Annotated in this window: 13 protein-coding genes; 9 read left to right on the top strand and 4 right to left on the bottom strand. The window is 39.8% G+C overall.

What is annotated here, in order from left to right; translation table 11 throughout:
* Positions 1-3 precede the first annotated feature (3 nt).
* The 5 genes from PS1M3_RS07875 (at position 4) to PS1M3_RS07855 (ending at position 5,584) form a co-directional block, all read left to right on the top strand.
* Positions 4-1,995 (top strand): acetyl/propionyl/methylcrotonyl-CoA carboxylase subunit alpha, encoded by a 1,992-nt coding sequence (locus PS1M3_RS07875; RefSeq protein ID WP_203987133.1) that lies wholly within the window; start codon positions 4-6, stop codon positions 1,993-1,995.
* Positions 1,995-2,897: a hydroxymethylglutaryl-CoA lyase gene (locus tag PS1M3_RS07870; RefSeq protein WP_138740876.1), complete on the top strand. Its 903-nt coding sequence runs from the start codon at positions 1,995-1,997 to the stop codon at positions 2,895-2,897. The genes PS1M3_RS07875 and PS1M3_RS07870 overlap by 1 nt, the downstream gene beginning before the upstream one ends.
* Before the next feature lie 102 nt (positions 2,898-2,999).
* Positions 3,000-3,698: a CoA transferase subunit A gene (locus PS1M3_RS07865; RefSeq protein ID WP_203987131.1), complete on the top strand. Its 699-nt coding sequence runs from the start codon at positions 3,000-3,002 to the stop codon at positions 3,696-3,698.
* A 14-nt stretch (positions 3,699-3,712) separates the two neighbouring features.
* Entirely contained in the window at positions 3,713-4,369 is a 657-nt protein-coding gene (locus PS1M3_RS07860; protein ID WP_058403973.1) for a CoA transferase subunit B, read from the top strand.
* Between the two features lie 330 nt (positions 4,370-4,699).
* On the top strand, positions 4,700-5,584 hold the full coding sequence (locus PS1M3_RS07855; RefSeq protein ID WP_006794182.1) for a LysR family transcriptional regulator: 885 nt from the start codon (positions 4,700-4,702) through the stop codon (positions 5,582-5,584).
* 741 nt (positions 5,585-6,325) lie between these two features.
* Here PS1M3_RS07855 and msrA read toward each other — a convergent pair.
* Entirely contained in the window at positions 6,326-7,615 is a 1,290-nt protein-coding gene (gene msrA / locus PS1M3_RS07850; protein WP_203987129.1) for a peptide-methionine (S)-S-oxide reductase MsrA, read from the bottom strand.
* 245 nt (positions 7,616-7,860) lie between these two features.
* On the opposite strand from msrA, the gene pxpB reads away from it, so the two are divergent.
* From pxpB to PS1M3_RS07830, 4 genes are all read left to right on the top strand, one after another.
* Entirely contained in the window at positions 7,861-8,511 is a 651-nt protein-coding gene (gene pxpB / locus PS1M3_RS07845) for a 5-oxoprolinase subunit PxpB (protein ID WP_138740580.1), read from the top strand.
* Between the two features lie 3 nt (positions 8,512-8,514).
* Positions 8,515-9,444: a biotin-dependent carboxyltransferase family protein gene (locus tag PS1M3_RS07840; RefSeq protein ID WP_138740579.1), complete on the top strand. Its 930-nt coding sequence runs from the start codon at positions 8,515-8,517 to the stop codon at positions 9,442-9,444.
* Positions 9,445-9,764: 320 nt separating this feature from the next.
* Positions 9,765-11,438, top strand: a complete 1,674-nt coding sequence (gene asnB, locus PS1M3_RS07835; protein WP_039036927.1) for an asparagine synthase B — start codon at positions 9,765-9,767, stop codon at positions 11,436-11,438.
* A gap of 376 nt (positions 11,439-11,814) precedes the next feature.
* Complete coding sequence (locus tag PS1M3_RS07830) at positions 11,815-13,395, top strand: BCCT family transporter (RefSeq protein ID WP_006794177.1); 1,581 nt, start codon at positions 11,815-11,817, stop codon at positions 13,393-13,395.
* Between the two features lie 57 nt (positions 13,396-13,452).
* Here the strand turns inward: PS1M3_RS07830 and PS1M3_RS07825 are convergent, their stop codons facing one another.
* From PS1M3_RS07825 to PS1M3_RS07815, 3 genes are all read right to left on the bottom strand, one after another.
* Positions 13,453-14,157, bottom strand: a complete 705-nt coding sequence (locus PS1M3_RS07825; protein WP_203987127.1) for a 3'-5' exonuclease — start codon at positions 14,155-14,157, stop codon at positions 13,453-13,455.
* Between the two features lie 3 nt (positions 14,158-14,160).
* Positions 14,161-16,056 (bottom strand): DUF294 nucleotidyltransferase-like domain-containing protein, encoded by a 1,896-nt coding sequence (locus PS1M3_RS07820; protein ID WP_203987124.1) that lies wholly within the window; start codon positions 16,054-16,056, stop codon positions 14,161-14,163.
* Positions 16,057-16,144: 88 nt separating this feature from the next.
* Positions 16,145-19,225 carry an efflux RND transporter permease subunit gene (locus PS1M3_RS07815; RefSeq protein WP_203987121.1) on the bottom strand — a complete coding sequence of 1,027 codons (3,081 nt, stop codon included), beginning with the start codon at positions 19,223-19,225 and terminating at the stop codon, positions 16,145-16,147.
* Between the last annotated feature and the right edge of the window lies 1 nt (position 19,226).

Here is a 19,226-nt window from a genome sequence, read left to right as displayed (position 1 = left end):
ATTATGAACACACACACTTTAAAAAAGATACTCATTGCCAACCGAGGTGAAATTGCGTGCCGTATTATGCGCAGTGCAAAGCAAATGGGGTTGACGACTGTAGCCGTTTATTCTGACGTCGACAAACACGCACAACATGTAAAAATGGCTGATGAAGCTTACCATATTGGGCCTGCTCCGAGTAAAGACTCGTACCTTGTAACCGATAAAATTTTACAAGTAGCAAAAAATAGTGGTGCAGATTGTATTCACCCTGGGTATGGTTTTTTATCTGAAAACAGCGAGTTCGCTAAAGCCTGTGAGGCTAACAACATTGCGTTTATTGGCCCACTTGCAAGCAGCATAGAAGCCATGGGATCTAAAACCCGCGCTAAAGAAATAATGGCTGAAGCAAATGTACCGTTAGTGCCAGGCTATTATGGTGATAATCAAGACCCTGCCTTTTTACAATCTGAGGCCGAAAAAATTGGTTATCCCGTACTGATTAAAGCGGCTTTTGGGGGCGGTGGTAAAGGTATGCGCGTTGTTGAGCAAGCTAAAGATTTTATGAGTGCTCTTGAAGGCGCACAGCGTGAAGCTATAGCAGGCTTTGGTAATGACTTAGTACTGCTAGAGCGCTATGTTAACCAGCCTCGCCATGTTGAAGTACAGGTGTTTGCAGATAATCACGGTAACTGTGTTTATTTAGGTGATAGAGATTGTTCTTTACAACGTCGTCATCAAAAAGTAATTGAAGAAGCGCCAGCTCCGGGTTTAAGTGACACATTACGAAAAGAAATGGGTGAAGCCGCAGTACGCTGTGCTTTGGCTATAAATTACCGCGGTGCAGGTACTGTTGAGTTTTTACTGTGTGGCGATGAGTTTTTCTTTATGGAAATGAACACACGCCTACAAGTAGAACACCCAGTAACCGAAATGGTAACCGGTGTAGATTTAGTTAATTGGCAAATCAATATAGCAGCCGGGGATACCTTGCCTTTAACGCAATCTGACATACAACTACAAGGCCACAGCTTTGAAGCGCGAATTTACGCAGAAGATCCAAGCAACGACTTTATTCCTTGTTCTGGCGTAATTGAATCGTTAAATACTCCGCTTAATAGTGAGTTTGTACGCATAGATACCGGCATTGCACAAGGCGATGAAATCAGCCCCTATTACGACCCAATGATTGCAAAGCTTATAGTACATGATGATAACCGCGAGCAAGCATTAGGGCGTTTACGCCAAGCTCTTGGGGAATTTCATTTAGCGGGTTTTAGTACCAACATTGGCTTTTTAAGTAACTTAGCTAATCACCCTACTTTTAACCAGGGCGCGCCAAGTACACACTTTATTGCAGAGCAAGGCGACTCTTTAGTTGCTGTTGATAGTGCGCTTTTACAATCTAGTGAGCTCATAGGTGCATTTGCGTACTTATGCTCTTTGAATAATGAGCAAGCTCAGCAAAGCAATGGTAGCCCTTGGCAGCAACTTAACGGATTTAACTTAAATTCTCCACGCATCATTAATGTGCCCTTTAAAGATTTACAGCTGAGTGCGATTAAAACATCTGAAGGGTTCAACATTACCCATAACAACACGGTATTTAATCTTCAAGGGACAGTCATTAAAGGCGTTTGTACTGTATTTATTGATGGCAATAAGCATATTGCGCATGTCTCACACTGTAATGACGCTATTACGGTTATGAATAAAGCACTACAAATTAACCTTGAACTCATTAATAAACATTACATAAGTTCACATGAAAGTGATGCATTGCCACTAGCAGCACCACTCAATGGCACCGTGGTTAAACATTTGGTTAATGTTGGCAGTACGATTAGCAAAGGCGATCCTGTTGTGATCATTGAAGCTATGAAAATGGAATACACCCTCAATGCGCCACACGATGGCATTTTACAAAGCTATTGTTTTGGTGAAGGTGAATTGGTATCTCACGGTGCCCTACTCGCCATTGTTGAAGATACCACACAGCAGGAAGGTGTCTGATGAGTGCCTTTCCTGATTCAGTTCGTATTGTTGAGGTGGGAGCGCGTGACGGCTTACAAAGCGAGGGGGTGGTAAATACTCAGGATAAAATTTCACTGATTAATGCCCTTGCACAAGCCGGTTTAAAAGATATAGAAGCAGGTGCGTTTGTATCCCCTAAATGGGTGCCACAAATGGCAGATTCGGCAGATGTGATTAACGCACTTAACTTACCGAATATTAACTTAAGCGCGCTGACACCAAACTTGAAAGGTGCGCACGCGGCCCATGACGCTGGTATTAAAGAGTTTGCAATTTTTACAGCCGCAAGCGAGTCGTTCTGTAAAAAAAACATCAACTGCTCCATTGACGAAAGTATCACACGCTTCAGTGAAGTTATGAACTTTGCAAAAGAGCATAATATCCGTGTTCGTGGTTACGTAAGTTGTGTACTTGGCTGTCCTTACGAAGGAGACATAGACGCTAAGGCTGTGCTTGATGTAACACAAAAGCTATTAGATTTAGGCTGTTACGAAGTAAGCCTTGGAGACACGATTGGCGTAGGTACTGCAAAAAAAGTAACTCAACTCATAGAATTACTTTTAATGCACATAGACAGCAACCGGCTTGCAGTACATTTTCATGATACCTACGGGCAAGCGCTCACAAATATTTACGCAGCGCTAAGCCTAGGAATATCAACGGTTGACGCAGCAGTTGCCGGCCTTGGTGGGTGCCCTTATGCTAAAGGCGCGTCAGGAAATGTTGCCACTGAAGATGTCGTTTACTTACTTGATGGCCTTGGCATAAACCATGGAATTGATTTACAAAGGCTTGTTGATGCAGGTTGGGCCATTACTGATGCGCTTAACAAAACGCCAGTAAGTAAAGTTTCTGTAGCGCTGCACAAAAAACAACAATGACACACTTACGTGTTAACTACTTTTTAGCCTATATATTACTTAAGTAAGTGTAAAACGAAGGTAAATAGTTAACAAAATTTAGCACACAATGAGGAGAGACTCATGGCCGGTTTTGATAAGGTGGTTTCAAGCTACGAAGCTGCAATGGAAGGGTTGAAAGACGGTGATACCATTATTGCCGGTGGTTTTGGTTTATGTGGAATACCTGAAGGTTTAATAAAGCAAATTAAAAAGATGAACACAAAAGAGTTAACAGTTGTATCTAACAACTGCGGTGTTGATGATTTTGGTTTAGGTATTTTATTGCAAGATAAACAAATAAAAAAAGTAATTGCCTCGTATGTTGGAGAAAACGCCCTATTTGAGCAGCAATTATTAAATGGCGAAATAGATGTTGAGCTTACGCCACAAGGAACACTTGCAGAAAAAATGCGCGCTGGTGGTGCCGGTATTCCCGCATTTTATACCGCTACAGGTTACGGTACGCCCGTTGCAGAGGGTAAAGATGTAAAAGAATTTGATGGTCGCCCTTACATTTTAGAAGAGTCTATCACTGGTGAATTTGCCATTGTGAAAGCGTGGAAGGCTGACCGGTATGGAAACCTGGTATTTAGACAAACAGCAATGAACTTTAACCCCATGGCTGCAACAGCAGGAAAAATTACTGTGGCAGAAGTGGAAGAAATCGTCGAGCCGGGTGAACTTGAACCAAGCCAAATCCACACCCCTGGTATTTATGTAAATCGCGTGATTAAAGGTAACTTTGAAAAACGCATTGAACGTGTAACAACACGAGATTGAGCAGGAGCAAAGTAATGGCATTATCACGTGAACAAGTTGCAATGCGCGTTGCGCAAGAACTACAAGATGGTTACTACGTTAATTTGGGCATAGGAATTCCGACACTCGTCGCAAACTATGTACCTGATGATATTGAAGTTATGCTACAGTCAGAAAATGGCCTATTAGGTATGGGGCAATACCCAACTAAAGCTGAGCTTGATGCTGATATGATTAACGCGGGTAAAGAAACCGTGACAGCAGCCACAGGTGCTGCCATATTTAATAGTGCAGATAGTTTTGCCATGATACGGGGTGGTCATGTAGACTTAACAGTTCTTGGTGCTTTTGAAGTTGACCAGAACGGTAACATCGCGTCATGGATGATCCCCAAAAAGCTTATTAAAGGCATGGGCGGCGCAATGGACTTAGTTGCTGGCGCAAAAAATATAATTGTTACAATGACCCATGCCAGTAAGCATGGTGAATCTAAGCTTCTTGAATCATGTAGTTTACCGCTTACCGGTGTAAATTGCGTAAAGAAAATAGTAACAGATTTAGCCGTTTTAGAAGTTAAAGACGGCGCATTTCATCTAATAGAGCGTGCACCCGGTGTATCCGTAGATGAAATTATTAGCAAAACAGCAGGTAAATTACTTGTTGACGGTGAAGTACCAGAAATGGTTTTATAAGCTTATTATATAGTTAACTTTACCCTGTACCGACCTCATTCCCAGTGCCAATGGCGCTGAGTTACCCAAAATCCCTCGTAAGAGGGATTTTTTTTGCCTACAATGCTATTTTTATGGTTAATTAATACACGCTTAATAAATTATTATCTATAATAGATGCATAAATACTGTGTTATTTAGCTAGAGCTATTGCACTAATTTGTTGTTATGATGCACCAAAATTGTGAAGCTACCCTATCAATAAAATTAAGTTATTGATAGTATTGAATAATAACATTTGGATCGATATTTGCCTGTACAGGTAATCTAAACATTTAAACACTGGAAAACATGCAAACTCCTATTCGTGGTCTTCGTTCTTTTTGCTTTGCAGCAAGAAGCCTAAGTTTTAAGCATGCAGCCAATGAGCTGTACTTAACACCGTCGGCGGTAAGCCACCAAATAAAACAACTAGAAGAACAACTTGGTATAGAGCTGTTTCATCGTAAAACACGTTCGATTAGCCTAACTACGGCTGGAAAAAACTTTTTTGATGCGATCTCCCCTATCATTACTATGTTAGAAGGTACCATTAATGAGTTTAGTCAATTACAACAAAACACAAATATCACGATTACTTTACCCGAGTTTTTTGCCAGTGAATTGCTGATGCCAAAATTAAGCGAATGGACCACTCAGCATCCTAATATTAATTTGCAAATGGACACGCTTAAAACACGTAAAGAACTTACCCGCCATAGTGATTTGTCTATTGTGCTTTCGTCAAGTAAGCCAACTGAGGGCGCAGTCACTGAGCTATTTAATTTAGAATACATTCCTGCATGTAATAAAAAATTACTTGAACAATGGAAAAACAACGATTTACAAGCACTGAACCAAGTACCACTAATTTTACACAAAGCACGCCCTTGGGCATGGCACCAGTGGGCTGAAAAAGTGGGCATAGATGATTTTTCGCCTACGCAAATTATTCAGATAGATAGTATGTTTGGTGTTGCACGTGCCGCACAGCAAGGTATGGGGATTGCACTTATTCCTCTACCTATAAGCCAAAGCTGGTTAGACGAACAATGGTTATATAAATTGTTTGAACAGCCATTAACGACTAAAGATAAATATTATTTGGTTCAACACGACTCAAATGTAGCCAACCACCCTCTAGATCTGTTTGCTAAATGGGTAGTTGATACTTTTAGAAAAACACAAGAACAATAATTTTTAGTTCACACTTAGTTAATTTATTTACTGTATAAATCACAAAAAATTCACATTAAATTAATGTAAAAGCCAACTTATTATCAATGAGTTGGCTTTTTTGTTCTTTAATTTTATGGTTTAAATTTTTTCACTTATCAGTTTTATTTTTATCGTTTGTTTGAATTTAGGAAACAACATAAAGTTTATTTAACGAAAACATTTAATGACTAATTGAGTTGTTATTTAAATAACTAAGTTTGAAACCAATTTAGTTTTTATGACTCAAATAAATGTATAAAAGAATCTTTATATTGTGTGTGAAGATGTTGTCAGTGTGAAAAACAGTTCAAGTTAGGTGGTGACTTAGTTTGGGCTGTTTTTATTCTCTCCACAGCCACATAATATTAAAATCTGCTTTTAGCAGTAAACGAATCTTTATTGTGTGTGAAGATGTTGTCAGTGTGAAAAACAGTTCAAGTTAGGTGGTGACTTAGTTTGGGCTGTTTTTATTCTCTCCAACAGCCACATAATATTAAAATCTGCTTTTGGCAGTAAATGAATCTTTATTGTGTGTGAAGATGTTGTCAGTGTGAAAAGCAGTTCAAATTAGGTGGTGACTTAGTTTGGGCTGTTTTATTTTTCAACAAAAGTGCACCACTTAGTAAATATTTATAAAGCCCTCAATTATGAGGGCTTTTTTGTACTTGTTTCTTTACTAGTCGAAACACCAATTATAGACCGATAGGTTTATATGCGGTATTAGCTATTATCTCGAGGGACAAAGTCTAATACGGTTGCGTTTATACAATATCTATCTTTTCCTCTTGGCCCCTCACCCGGAAATAAATGCCCCAGGTGAATACCTGTGCTTTTAGACCTTAATTCTATGCGTTGCATGCCCCAACTATTGTCCTCGTGTTCGGTTACACTGTTTTTAACAGGGTGCGTAAACGACAGCCAACCTGTACCAGAATTAAACCGATCTCGAGTATCAAATAAAGCCTCACCACTGAGCTTATCGACAAAGGTGCCATCGGGTGTGTTTTTAAATATTTTATATTCTTTACAATATGGGCGATCTGTTTTTGCATTAAATGCAACTTTATAAGCTTCACTATCTCCTAATTTAAATGCACCTAATGCTTTGTAAAATGTCTCACGGCTTGCGTAGCCTTGGCGACCATATACTTCTTCACCATTTTCTAAAAATAGAATTGTGGGTGTTGCCCATGTCGCTGATTTAATGGTTAACCCATCTAATTGATCTGCATATCTAAATGATAAAGGGATGGTGCCTTTGTAGTCATTTGCCACCTCTTTTTTAAACTTCTCGCAATAAGGGCAATAGTCTCGAGAGTCTATGATCACAATTTGTTTACCCGTTAATAATGCAGTGTTGTCTTTCGTTTTAACTGGTACTGGTTCGAAAACCACACCAGTAGAATGATCAGGGCAATAACCATTAGGATTTTTTTGCAAATAATTTTGGTGGTATTCTTCAGCAGCTACAAAGCCCTCAAGTGGCTTGATAACGGTGACTATATTTTCATACCCAGCATTGGTTAATAATTGTTGGTATTGCGCTTTAATCTTTAACGCTGTGTCTTTTTGCGCATCGTTGCTCGTTAATATAATAGACCGATATTGCGTACCAATGTCATTACCTTGTTTGTTTAACTGAGTAGGATCGTGACTTTCAAAGTAATTTTTAAGTAACTCTTGCGCAGAAATAATATTGCTGTTGTAAGTCACTTTAACTACTTCAGCGTAATTGTTTTCGTCAAAGCGGCGTGATTGCTTAGTAATGTTTTTGTAAGTAGCCTCAAACCCATTGCCATCTGCATAACCAGATTCTGCATCAATTACTCCATCTAGCGCTTCATAGCGTTTTTCTGCGCCCCAAAAACACCCCGATCCTAGTACAAGGCTTTCTACATGCATACTGGCTGCTACATCGCTTTGTTCGACCTTTTCCATCGATAAAGCAAACGCGCCCGCGCTAAATATAATTGCAGCGCCCGATAAATATAATAAATGCTGATAATTCATAATGTACCTCTAAACAAGTCCGTACTAATTAAGACCATTTAAATTTAATTATTATTTCAAACGTCGTGCTTATTTATTACGAGGCTAAACATATAAAGTTTACTTTTAAATCTAATTGACAATAAGATTTAAATTTAAGTGTGTTAACAATTTTGCATAAATGTTCTGTGTTGGTCTCAAGGGTATAAATAATTAATTAAATATGTGATAGGTTTGCTTAATGATGTTCGAATTAGGTTTTACTAATGCAAAATCCTCACGTTTACGCCTTATCAAACAATAGCTTATTGCTTGATGCATCTCACTTAAGCACTAGCGGAACACTCAGTATTCAAAAAAAAATTTGGTCTTTAGCAAATCACTGTAAAAAAGGTAATTCATTTATTGATATTGTACCCGGTATGAACTCACTCACTTTATATTTAAAGCAAGATATTGAGTTAGCTAAATGGCTTGAGCAATTACCAGCTATTTGGAATAACATTAAACCTAATGAGTTCGTAGCTAAACACCACAAAATCAAAACGCATTATAACGGCGAAGACTTAAACTACGTGGCAAATTTTCATAGTTTAAGCATTGATGACGTCATTAACCTTCACAGTGAGCCCCAGTACGCTGTTTTATTTTTGGGGTTTCAACCTGGTTTTGCATACTTAAATGGACTAAACAAGCAACTTTTTACACCAAGACGCTCAGAACCTCGTGTTAAAGTACCTAAAGGGTCTGTCGCTATTGGTGCTGAGCAAACAGCCATTTACCCGGCAGATTCGCCTGGTGGCTGGCATATTATTGGCCAAACTGACATACCATTATTTGATGCAACGCAAAAAAGCCCATGCTTAATACAGCCTGGTGACACGCTTGAATTTATACCTGTATCTGTGGGGAAATAAATAATGATTAAAGTTATTAAAAGTGGCCCATTACTGAGCATCCAAGATTTTGGACGTAACGGATACCGCCATTTAGGCGTTAGTCAGTCTGGCAGCTTAGACCCTTACGCACAAACCATAGCAAACTGCCTTTTAAATAATGATAAAAACGCCGCTGTTCTTGAGGTAACCGTTGGCTTGTGCGAACTTGCGTTTGAATGCAACACTGTTATTGCCTTATTTGGTGCTGATTTAAATGCAACACTTGATGAAAAACCGATTTACCCAGGTTGGACATATAATATTAAACAAAAACAGGTGCTAAAATTTTCAACCGGCAGAGCTGGATTAAGAGCCTATATTGCCGTTAAAGGAGGGATTCAAAGCCCGGTTGTTATGAACTCTAAAGCAACTGACTTAAATGCTGGTTTTGGCGGACTAAATGGCAAATCGCTCATAGCCGGTAACACTATTAAAATAACCCCTTACCAATCAGAATTTACTCAATGCGGTGCACTAATGCCGCCAAAACGTAAAATTGTTCGCGTATACCCAAGCCCTCATGCAAAGCTTTTCTCAAAACAGATCATTAATGGGTTTACTCAGTCGTCGTTTAAAGTGAGTCACAATAGTAACCGCATGGGTGTTAGGCTTCAAAGTGATAATTATTCTTTAACCCACTCACACTCATTGCCTTCTCTTGCGGTGAGCCCCGGCAGTATTCAACTTCCACCAAATGGAGAACCCATTGTTTTGTTAAACGATGCGCAAACAACGGGGGGTTACCCCTTATTAGGCACCGTAATTGAAGCAGACTTGCATCAATTTGCGCAATACAGACCACTAGATACAATTGAATTTGAATATGTGACGTTTAAGCAAGCATTACACGCCAAACAAAAGCTCGACGGTCATTTAAACCAGTTAAAAATTGCACTTAAAAGCAAACGTTAAGCAATAATTAGTTACGTTTAACTTTTACTAATAAGTCGTGGCTTATTGCACCACTGTGTTACAAAAACGAGCTGTCTGTAAAGCAAGCTCACTTGGATAACTCACTAATAGTATAGAGTTTGAGCAATAGAATTGATGCAAAAATAATCATAGTTACTCCTTGTTCACCAACAAGGTGCGGTCACTTAAACATTGGTGCATAAATTATTCTTAATTAATTGCAAAAGCTATGTGACTTGAGTAAATATTTCTGATAAAACAAGGGTTCGCAGTTCAGCAAAGTGGCTGATCTGCACACATAATAGGAATGAGGAGTTACTATGTGTTCAATCTTTGGGGTATTAGATATTAAATCTGATCCCGCTCAATTGCGAACTCAAGCAATTGAAATGTCAAAATTACTACGACACCGAGGCCCAGATTGGTCTGGTGTTTACGCGTCTGAAAAAGCAATTTTAGTTCACGAACGTCTTGCAATTGTTGGCGTATCTAGTGGTGCGCAACCTTTATACAACCCTGAAAAAACGCATATTTTAGCGGTAAACGGGGAAATATATAATCACAAAGAGTTAGCTGCAAACTTAGACACTGATTTTACTTTTCAGACACAGTCTGACTGTGAAGTAATATTAGCGCTATACAAACAAAAAGGTCCTGAGTTTTTAGATGACTTGAACGGTATTTTTGCATTTTGCTTATACGATGAAGAGAATGACGCCTACTTAATTGGTCGCGATCACATTGGTATTATACCGCTATACACTGGCCACGATGAGCACGGTAACTTTTATGTTGCATCTGAGCTAAAAGCACTTTCTCCAATTTGTAAACATATTGAAGAATTTCCTCCTGGTCATTACCTTTACAGTAAAGATGGTGAATTAAAGCCGTATTATAAACGCGATTGGCAAACATTCGACGCAGTGAAAGATAACAGTGCAGAGTCATCAGATGTGAAAGACGCACTAGAGGCAGCCGTTAAACGTCAACTTATGTGTGATGTACCTTACGGTGTATTACTATCTGGTGGATTAGACTCATCGGTAATTTCTGCTATCACACAGCGTTTTGCAGCTAAACGTATTGAAGATAACGACGAAAGTGATGCTTGGTGGCCTAAGCTTCACTCGTTTTCAGTGGGTCTTGAGGGTTCACCCGATTTAGCGGCAGCTCAAAAGGTAGCCGACATGATTGGGACAGTGCACCACCCTATCATTTTTACTATTCAAGAGGGTATTGATGCGCTTCGTGAAGTTATCTACCACATAGAAACTTATGATGTAACCACTATTCGTGCATCAACCCCTATGTATTTGATGGCTCGTCAAATTAAAGCCATGGGTATTAAGATGGTTCTTTCTGGTGAGGGTGCAGATGAATTATTTGGTGGTTACTTATACTTCCATAAAGCGCCAAATGCACAAGAGTTTCATGAAGAACTAAACCGTAAAGTATCTAAACTTCATATGTTTGACTGTCTGCGTGCTAATAAATCAATGGCCGCATGGGGTGTTGAAGCTCGCGTACCATTCTTAGACAAAGAATTTGTTGATGTTGCTATGCGCATCAATCCTGAAGCTAAAATGTGTAAAGATGGCAAAATTGAAAAGCATATTTTACGTGAAGGCTTTGGTGGTTACCTACCTGATGAAGTTTTATGGCGCCAAAAAGAACAGTTTTCTGATGGTGTTGGCTACAGCTGGATAGATACATTAAAAGAGTATGTTGAAGAGCAAGTAAGCGATCAAGACCTCGCTAACGCTAAGTTTAAATACCCTATTAATACCCCTGATTCAAAAGAAGCTTATTACTACCGTGCTATTTTTGAGTCGCACTTCCCAGGTGACGCCTCGGCTAAGTGTGTACCACACGGTAAGTCAGTCGCTTGCTCGACACCAGAAGCACTAGCTTGGGATGAATCATTCCAAAATAATGCGGACCCTTCTGGTCGTGCAGCGGGCGTACACAACGACGCTTACACAGGTAAAAAATAAGCACTAACGTATACACTGCATAAGTTTTATGCAGTGTATAAACTTCCACCACCCAGTTAGGTTCATTTTCTTCTTCAACTTACTAGACTGCTTGGTCTATAAATAATTACTTTAATTATAGTTTAAGTTCTAAGCTTATAGTTTTTATCTACCTACTATTATTTTTTTAAATAGCTATTTTTATGGCTAACATTACCCTTAAAACACGCTATTTTAACTATTTGTTACTTTTATCGTTTATGTAGCTGCGTATCATCTGTAAGATAGAAAAATAAATAGTTAGTCTTCAAATTATTTTTTATTCTCAGTATATAGACTAATGTATTTAATGGGCGGCTGGATAACCAGTTATTTATAATTACAAAAGAGGTATTGCATGAAGGAAAATCATGACAAATATAGTATTGATAATACAGATTACACCGTAGGACAGGATAACGTCCAAAAGTGGGGGTTTGATATTCATAACCCTGTTTTTGGGATTAGTGCGGGTCTTATTATTTTATTTTTAGTTGCCTTACTTGTGACCGAGCCACAAACAGCTAAAACTGCGCTCGATACTATTAAATTCGATATTATTAATAACTTTGATGCGCTATTTATGTGGGCTGCTAACTTTTTCGTCGTTTTCTGTTTAGCGCTTATTGTATCTCCATACGGAAATATACGCTTGGGAGGAAGTGAAGCTAAACCCTCTCATACTCGCCTTTCATGGCTTGCAATGTTATTTGCCGCTGGTATGGGTATCGGCCTTATGTTTTGGGGTGTAGCAGAACCTGTTGCTTATTATACTGGCTGGTACGAAACACCATTAAACGTTGCAGCAAACACACCAGAAGCTGCAAAATTAGCCATGGGCGCAACCATGTTCCACTGGGGTCTTCATCCGTGGGCAATTTATGCAGTGGTTAGTTTATCTTTGGCTTTTTTTGCTTACAATAAGGGGCTCCCGCTTTCAATCCGTTCGATTTTTTATCCGATTTTAGGTGATAAAGCGTGGGGATGGCCGGGACATATTATTGATATTTTGGCTGTTTTGGCTACTTTATTTGGGTTAGCAACTTCATTAGGTTTAGGTGCGCAGCAAGCCTCAGCGGGGATTAACCATGTATTTGGTTTAGAAGGCGGTATTGGCTCGCAAATTTTAGTTATTGTAGGGGTTACTTTATTAGCCGTTATATCCGTTGTTCGCGGCATTGATGGCGGTGTAAAGCTATTAAGTAATATAAACATGCTGATAGCGTTTGTATTACTGTTGTTTGTTTGCCTAGTTGGATTTGCTGTAGCTATGGGGAATGTTCCAAATACAGTAATGGGGTATGTAGAAAACATTATCCCTTTGAGTAACCCACACGGCCGTGAAGACGAAACATGGATGCACGGTTGGACTGTATTTTACTGGGCATGGTGGATTTCGTGGTCACCGTTTGTTGGTATGTTTATAGCTCGTGTTTCACGCGGACGCACTATTCGTGAATTCTTAATCGCTGTATTACTTATTCCAACTTTAGTAACGGTATTGTGGATGTCTATCTACGGTGGTATTGCAATTGATCAAATTATCAATGGTGTTGGCGCGCTTGGGCTTAATGGCTTAACTGAAGTCCCTTTAGCAATGTTTCATATGCTGGATGAACTGCCGCTTTCAAATATATTATCGTTTATTGCCATTGTTCTTGTACTTGTGTTTTTTATTACCTCGTCAGACTCTGGGTCGTTAGTAATCGATTCTATTACAGCCGGTGGTAAGATTGACGCTCCCGTTCCCCAGCGTATATTTTGGGCTACAGTTGAGGGCGCTATTGCTGCTGCGCTACTTTGGATTGGCGGAACACAAGCCATTGAAGCTTTACAAGCGGGTGCTGTGTCAACAGGTTTACCATTTACGTTTGTGCTTTTACTTATGTGTGTGAGCTTAGTATTAGGTTTAAGAACTGAGCCTCGCCCAGTTAAGTAATAAATTAACAACAATAAAAAACGCCGCATTTTTGCGGCGTTTTTTATTTATATGTGTTCAGCTCCATATAGTGAACAACGGTGTTTCTTCTGTGTAATGATGACGCAATTGAGCTTGTAAAAGCTCAGCGGTTGCAAGCGCATCGGTTAACGCATGATGTCCTTCATAACCAGGTAGAGAATAACGTTTACGACAGTCATTTAGCCTTAGCGATCCCAGTTTAGTGTTAAATATCTGCCCTATTAAGCCTTGTTTTGCTTTGAGCGCTCTTCGCTCAAGTTCCATGGTATCTACAACCATAAACTCAATATGCTCTTTTAATCTCAATAATAACGCACTATTAAAAAAGCCACGTTCTATTGCCGCATAGTGAACAACTATTACCTTAGAACGCAAAGCATCAAGTAAAGGGGCTATAATGTTGTCAAAGTCAGGCGCGTTATCAACATCGTTATGAGTAATACCGTGGATCACAATAGATGATTCACTTAGGTTTCGTCTTGGCTGAACCACCCAATGTTTACTCTGTTTACAGTATATTCGCGCCAATGTGAATGGCACTAACCCTACACTCACAATATCATCTGTTTTACTATTAAGCCCTGTTGTTTCAAAATCTAATGCAACAAAAGGAATGTCTTTTACAGAAGCGCTAGCATCACTAAATGTAGATAAATAAAACTCTTTTAGTAAGTTGTTTTGCGCATCATCGGCAAGCTGAGCATAACGTGTATTCCAGTTTTTAACTTCTTTGAAAAACATAGATTATTTCACACCCGAGTGTGCGGTATAACAAAATTTAAGGTAATTTTGCGCCTTATCTAGAATAGCAAAAGCATCTTTTAAATGACGCTGTTCAAATGGAGAAAGTAGATGCGGATCAAGATTATTGTCGGGTACTTCACCCTGCTCAATTTGCCATGCCTGATGACGTATTCGGGTCATCGAAATGTACTCTAACGCATCACGTAAGTCTTGCGCTTTACCTGCAGGCAAAATATTGGCTTCTATAATATCTTCTAGGCGATCAAATGAATTTTGCTTACGAGATCCAATGGCAAGTGCATGGACGCGAACAACATCACTTAATGGCGCTGTGCCACGTCGTTTTAAATTCATAGATTTTTGATGCTGCCCATTGTGTTCAAGAACAAACCCTTTAAAAAAGCCAAGTGGAGGTGTTCTATTACGAGCATTTGCTGCCATATTTGCTAGAAACAGTCTGTTATTTGCACTGTGTTTAGCAATATATGTTTTTAACTCATTAGCCCATTTTGTTTTACCCCACACACCGTCTAAATCAAAAAATATAGAACTGTTAAGTAAAGCCTGTGGTTTGGGTTCAGCAATCCACTGGGCAAATTGCTCAAACCATTGGTCCTGTGTTTTTCGCCACTTCTTGAATGACGCCATAATTTCACCGTCGCAATAGCTATAGCCACATTGAGCTAATCCATCACAAACAAAGTCACTCAAATTTTGAAAATAAGCATTATGTTTTTCGTCGTCATAGCTATTATCTAGTATAAGTGCGTTGTCTTGATCGGTAACAATAAGCTGCTCATCTCTAGCCATAGAGCCTAATGCAATAAAGCAGTAAGGTACTGGCGGCGGGCCGAATTTTTCTTCTGCGAGTATTAGCAACCGTTGTTTAAATGTACGACCAATGACAGCCATTGCAGTACCAACCATATGAGAGTTTGCGTCTTGATTTACCATGCGCACAAATACACGGGGAAGCTGATTTGCGTAGTGAGCTAAGTCTTCAACAGACTGCTGAGCCAATATACCACGCACCAACAATAAGCTACTTTGCGATTCATAACGTAGAATATCTGACAGTGATATAACACCTATTGGCCGTTTTTTTTGTACCACAGGAAGATGATGTAAGTTATCTCTGAGCATGGCTAGCACGGCTTCAAAAATATAGTCATTTTGATCAAGTAGCACTAGGTTAGTTGACATAATAACGTGTGCGGGCGTGTTGTACTCAAGCCCCTGCGCAACAACTTTAGTACGTAAATCTTTATCTGTTATTATACCAACGACTTGCCCGTCATCTTCTTGAGGGTCGTTATTAATATGCTTATTAACGTCGGTCACTAGCACTGACGAAACCGACTCATCGGTCATGAGCTGTGCAATATTTTTTACTGTTTCAGTTGCATCGACTGTAACAACGTCTCGGTGAAGTAACGATTTCACCTTGGCAGTGGTTAAATCGTTGCCATCGGCTTGCTCAACAATTGCTTGATGCAAACGCACATTACCATCGGTTTCAAAATAATCTGCAAAGACTTCAAATTCATCACAATACTGCAAAAATATGTCAACGTTTATACAATACACTAACGTGTCTTCAAGCGCTGTAGCCGGAAAACGTACTTTGCGATTCATCAACAAGCCCATTTGCCCAAATATTCCCGCAGTGGCCAAACGGTTATAGAGCTCGCCATCACGGCGATACATTTCAACAGCGCCACTTCTTATGATGTACAAATCGGCTATGTCTTGGCCGTATTGTAAAATATCGGTATTAGCCCTGAAGTAACTGACTTCGACTTGTTTAGCAAGTTCATCTAATGCTTTTTGAGGAAGATCATCAAAAGGAGGGTGTTGTGATAAAAATTGCGCTATTTCAATTTGTTCGCTTTGCATTATAGATCCCTATTGATTTCCAATAATGCAATTGTGGGCCTAATTAACCGTTTTTTAAAGAAAAAAGATTAATTAGGCCACTAAAGGTTTATTCTGTTTGTTCAAGCTCTTGGGCCAGCTGTTTAGTTTCATCCCCTCTTGGCTTAGTGAAACGTGCAAGTCCTAAATAGATGACTGGTGTTAAGTATAAAGTAAATAAAACAGCAAGTGAAAGACCACCAAATACAACCCAACCTATTGCATTACGTGCTTCAGCACCCGCCCCGCTTGATAAAATTAATGGCAGTGCACCAAGTAACGTCGAAACGAGAGTCATGGTGATTGGGCGTAATCTAACCAGCGCAGCCTCTTCAACAGCCTCGCGAACTGATAAGCCTTGGTCTCGAAGTTGATCTGCAAATTCGACTAATAAAATGGCATTTTTCGCAATTAGACCAATGAGCATCACTAGACCAATTTGCGAATAAATATTAAGAGACGTATTTGTTAAATAAAGCGCTAAAATAGCAGAGGTAATACCAAATGGAACTGTTAGCATTACCACTATCGCACTGTTTACACTTTCAAATTGAGCTGCTAATACCAGTAATACAATTAGAAAAGCCAACACGTAAGTTAAAAGTACTTCGTTTGCTGTTTCTTCAAAGGTCAGCGCTTCACCTTTAAACGCAAGGGTAATACCTTGAGGCAACGATTGCTGAGACAAATTGCGAATTTGATCGACTATATCGGCAATCGTCATACCATCCGGTAGCTCCATATCTAATTCAATAGCACGACGCTGTGCATGACGCTCAAGCTCAGCGGCTACTCCTTCTTCACTAATATTAGCTAAGCTACTAATCGGCACTAACCTCCCTTGCGAACTTGCCACATAGAGGTTTGCTAAATCACTTGGATCTTGAATAACCTGGTTTTGCACTTGCAGCATGATGGGTATTGATTGGTCGCCAATGTTGAGATCCGCAACATCATCCCCATTGATGGCAGCGCGAAGTGTAATTGAGATATCACTGAGCGATACACCCAACTCTTCGGCTCTTCGCCTATCAATATTTACACGTAATTGTGGTTGTGACGGCTGATAAGAGACTCTTACAGGCGCAGTACCCGGGATTGCGTTTTCAATTTGCTTTGCAAAATCTTGTGCAGCAACAAAAATTTGTTGGTAATCTTGGCCTAATAAAGCGATTTCTATACCGCCACCTTGACCTCTAAGATTTAAACTATTAGAACCGGATGCACGACCAGCCGCACCTGGAATTTCACCCAATGGTCCGCGAATTTTATTAATGATTTCTTGCTGGCTAAATTGACGGTCGTCCCAATGCTTTAGCGGTACGGTAATAAAAACAATATTAGGATCCCATTGCCCAACAACTGTGTATATAGATTCTATTTCGCCACTTTCTACAAAAGGTAATAAAATATCTTCCATTTGCATTGCTTGCCTGTCCATAAAGTTCAACCCAACACCGTCTGGGCCTCTGGCAAATATACGAATTTTCCCCCTGTCCTCTGTGGGTAATAGTTCGTTATCGAGGTTTAAATACAATGCGCCAGAACCAAAGGCTATTAATATACAAGCTATGAGCACAAGCCAAGCGCGGTTCAGAACGCTTTTAATCGTTATGCTATAAAGTCTTACTAACTTATTACCTACTTTGGCAAATGGGTGGTTGCTTTGTTTTTTTAGTTTTAATTTTGAAGTCAATGCAGGGACAAGTGATAACGCAACAAAACTTGAAATAATGACTGCACCTGCAAGCACCCCGCCAAACTCTCTAAATAATCGTCCTGCCGTAGAGGGTAAAAATGCAATAGGGATAAAAACCGCAGCTAATACGGCTGTCGTTGCAACTACCGCAAAAAATACTTCTCGAGTTCCTATTACTGCTGATGCTCGCCGACCAAGCCCTAGCCCTCTTTGACGTTGTATGTTTTCACTTACAACAATTGCATCATCAACTATTAAACCTGTGGCTAAAACCAGTGCTAATAAAGTGAGTATATTAATAGAAAAACCAAGGGCCCAAATAAGTGCAAGAGACCCTATAAGCGCAACAGGTATGGCAAATGCAGGCACAAGTGTTGCGCGCCACGAACCTATAAACACCCATAACGTTATTACCACTAACAAAACTGTAAGCACTAAGGAGTTTATTACTTCGTCAACAGAGCTTCTTATAAATTGAGCATCGTCTGAGGTGAGCGTAAATTCGAGTTCAGGGAATCGTTCGCGCATGTTGTCAAGTAACTGTAAAACTTCGTCCGATATTTCAATTGTATTTGATTGCGCTTGACGAATAACCTCCATACCGATTACTGGTTTGCCATCTAAACGAACCATAGAGCGAGGATCTGCAGGGCCAAAATAGACTGATGCAATATCACCCACTCGCGTATCACCGCTAACAATAATATCAGCTACTTCATTGGGGGTAATAGAAGTCGCATCGGCTCTGACTATGACTTGTTGGTCACTTGATTTAAGGCTTCCTGCTGGTACATCAAATGGCGCTTCTCGTAAAACATCTGCCACATCAGGAATAGTAAGATTAAAACTACTTAACTTTAATGGATCTAACCGAACTCGCAAAACACGTTTTCGGTCCCCGTTTAACCTGACATCGGCAACACCCGGTATGGTTAAAAACTGGGGAGCTAAATCGGTTTCAACGCGTTCAGTAAGGGCTTCAAGTGCTAGACTATTACTTGATACAGTGAGCGAAACAACAGCTTCTGCATCATTATCGGCCTTGATAATTGCAACACGTTCAACTTCCTCTGGTAATTCTCGTTGTACACGAGCAACAGACTCACGGGTTTCGTTAGCTGCATTGTCTAAATCTACGCCAGGGCGAAACTCAACAACAATACGCGCATTGCCTTCTTCACTTTGTGCGCGAATTGATTTAACACCACTTACACGGGCTATTGCCCCTTCTAGTTTACTGGTTACTTCTGTGTCGACCGTTTCTGGAGACCCACCAGGAAATGAAGCCGAAACAGTTATACGTGGCCTATCAACATCTGGTAATTCTCTGACTTCAATTCCTGCAATTGCAGCTAAACCAGCAATTATTATTAGTAGATTCAAAACAACAATGAGCACTGGGCGGCGAATTGCCATTGAGGGTAGGTCTTGCATCATAGGGGAATTTTTCATT

It is taken from the genome of Pseudoalteromonas sp. PS1M3 (genome assembly GCF_016865405.1).
In the GTDB taxonomy this organism is placed as follows: domain Bacteria; phylum Pseudomonadota; class Gammaproteobacteria; order Enterobacterales; family Alteromonadaceae; genus Pseudoalteromonas; species Pseudoalteromonas marina.
Note: the sequence above shows the minus strand (reverse complement) of the source record. Positions and strands in the feature narration are given on the sequence as shown.

Excerpts from the sequence above, each read along its gene's own strand:
- pxpB (WP_138740580.1), top strand. The coding sequence starts at position 7,861 with ATGCAAAATCCTCACGTTTACGCCTTATCAAACAATAGCTTATTGCTT.
- PS1M3_RS07825 (WP_203987127.1), bottom strand. The coding sequence starts at position 14,157 with ATGTTTTTCAAAGAAGTTAAAAACTGGAATACACGTTATGCTCAGCTT.
- PS1M3_RS07860 (WP_058403973.1), top strand. The coding sequence starts at position 3,713 with ATGGCATTATCACGTGAACAAGTTGCAATGCGCGTTGCGCAAGAACTA.
- PS1M3_RS07865 (WP_203987131.1), top strand. The coding sequence starts at position 3,000 with ATGGCCGGTTTTGATAAGGTGGTTTCAAGCTACGAAGCTGCAATGGAA.
- PS1M3_RS07870 (WP_138740876.1), top strand. The coding sequence starts at position 1,995 with ATGAGTGCCTTTCCTGATTCAGTTCGTATTGTTGAGGTGGGAGCGCGT.
- msrA (WP_203987129.1), bottom strand. The coding sequence starts at position 7,615 with ATGAATTATCAGCATTTATTATATTTATCGGGCGCTGCAATTATATTT.
- PS1M3_RS07815 (WP_203987121.1), bottom strand. The coding sequence starts at position 19,225 with ATGAAAAATTCCCCTATGATGCAAGACCTACCCTCAATGGCAATTCGC.
- PS1M3_RS07820 (WP_203987124.1), bottom strand. The coding sequence starts at position 16,056 with ATGCAAAGCGAACAAATTGAAATAGCGCAATTTTTATCACAACACCCT.
- PS1M3_RS07840 (WP_138740579.1), top strand. The coding sequence starts at position 8,515 with ATGATTAAAGTTATTAAAAGTGGCCCATTACTGAGCATCCAAGATTTT.
- PS1M3_RS07855 (WP_006794182.1), top strand. The coding sequence starts at position 4,700 with ATGCAAACTCCTATTCGTGGTCTTCGTTCTTTTTGCTTTGCAGCAAGA.
- PS1M3_RS07830 (WP_006794177.1), top strand. The coding sequence starts at position 11,815 with ATGAAGGAAAATCATGACAAATATAGTATTGATAATACAGATTACACC.
- PS1M3_RS07875 (WP_203987133.1), top strand. The coding sequence starts at position 4 with ATGAACACACACACTTTAAAAAAGATACTCATTGCCAACCGAGGTGAA.
- asnB (WP_039036927.1), top strand. The coding sequence starts at position 9,765 with ATGTGTTCAATCTTTGGGGTATTAGATATTAAATCTGATCCCGCTCAA.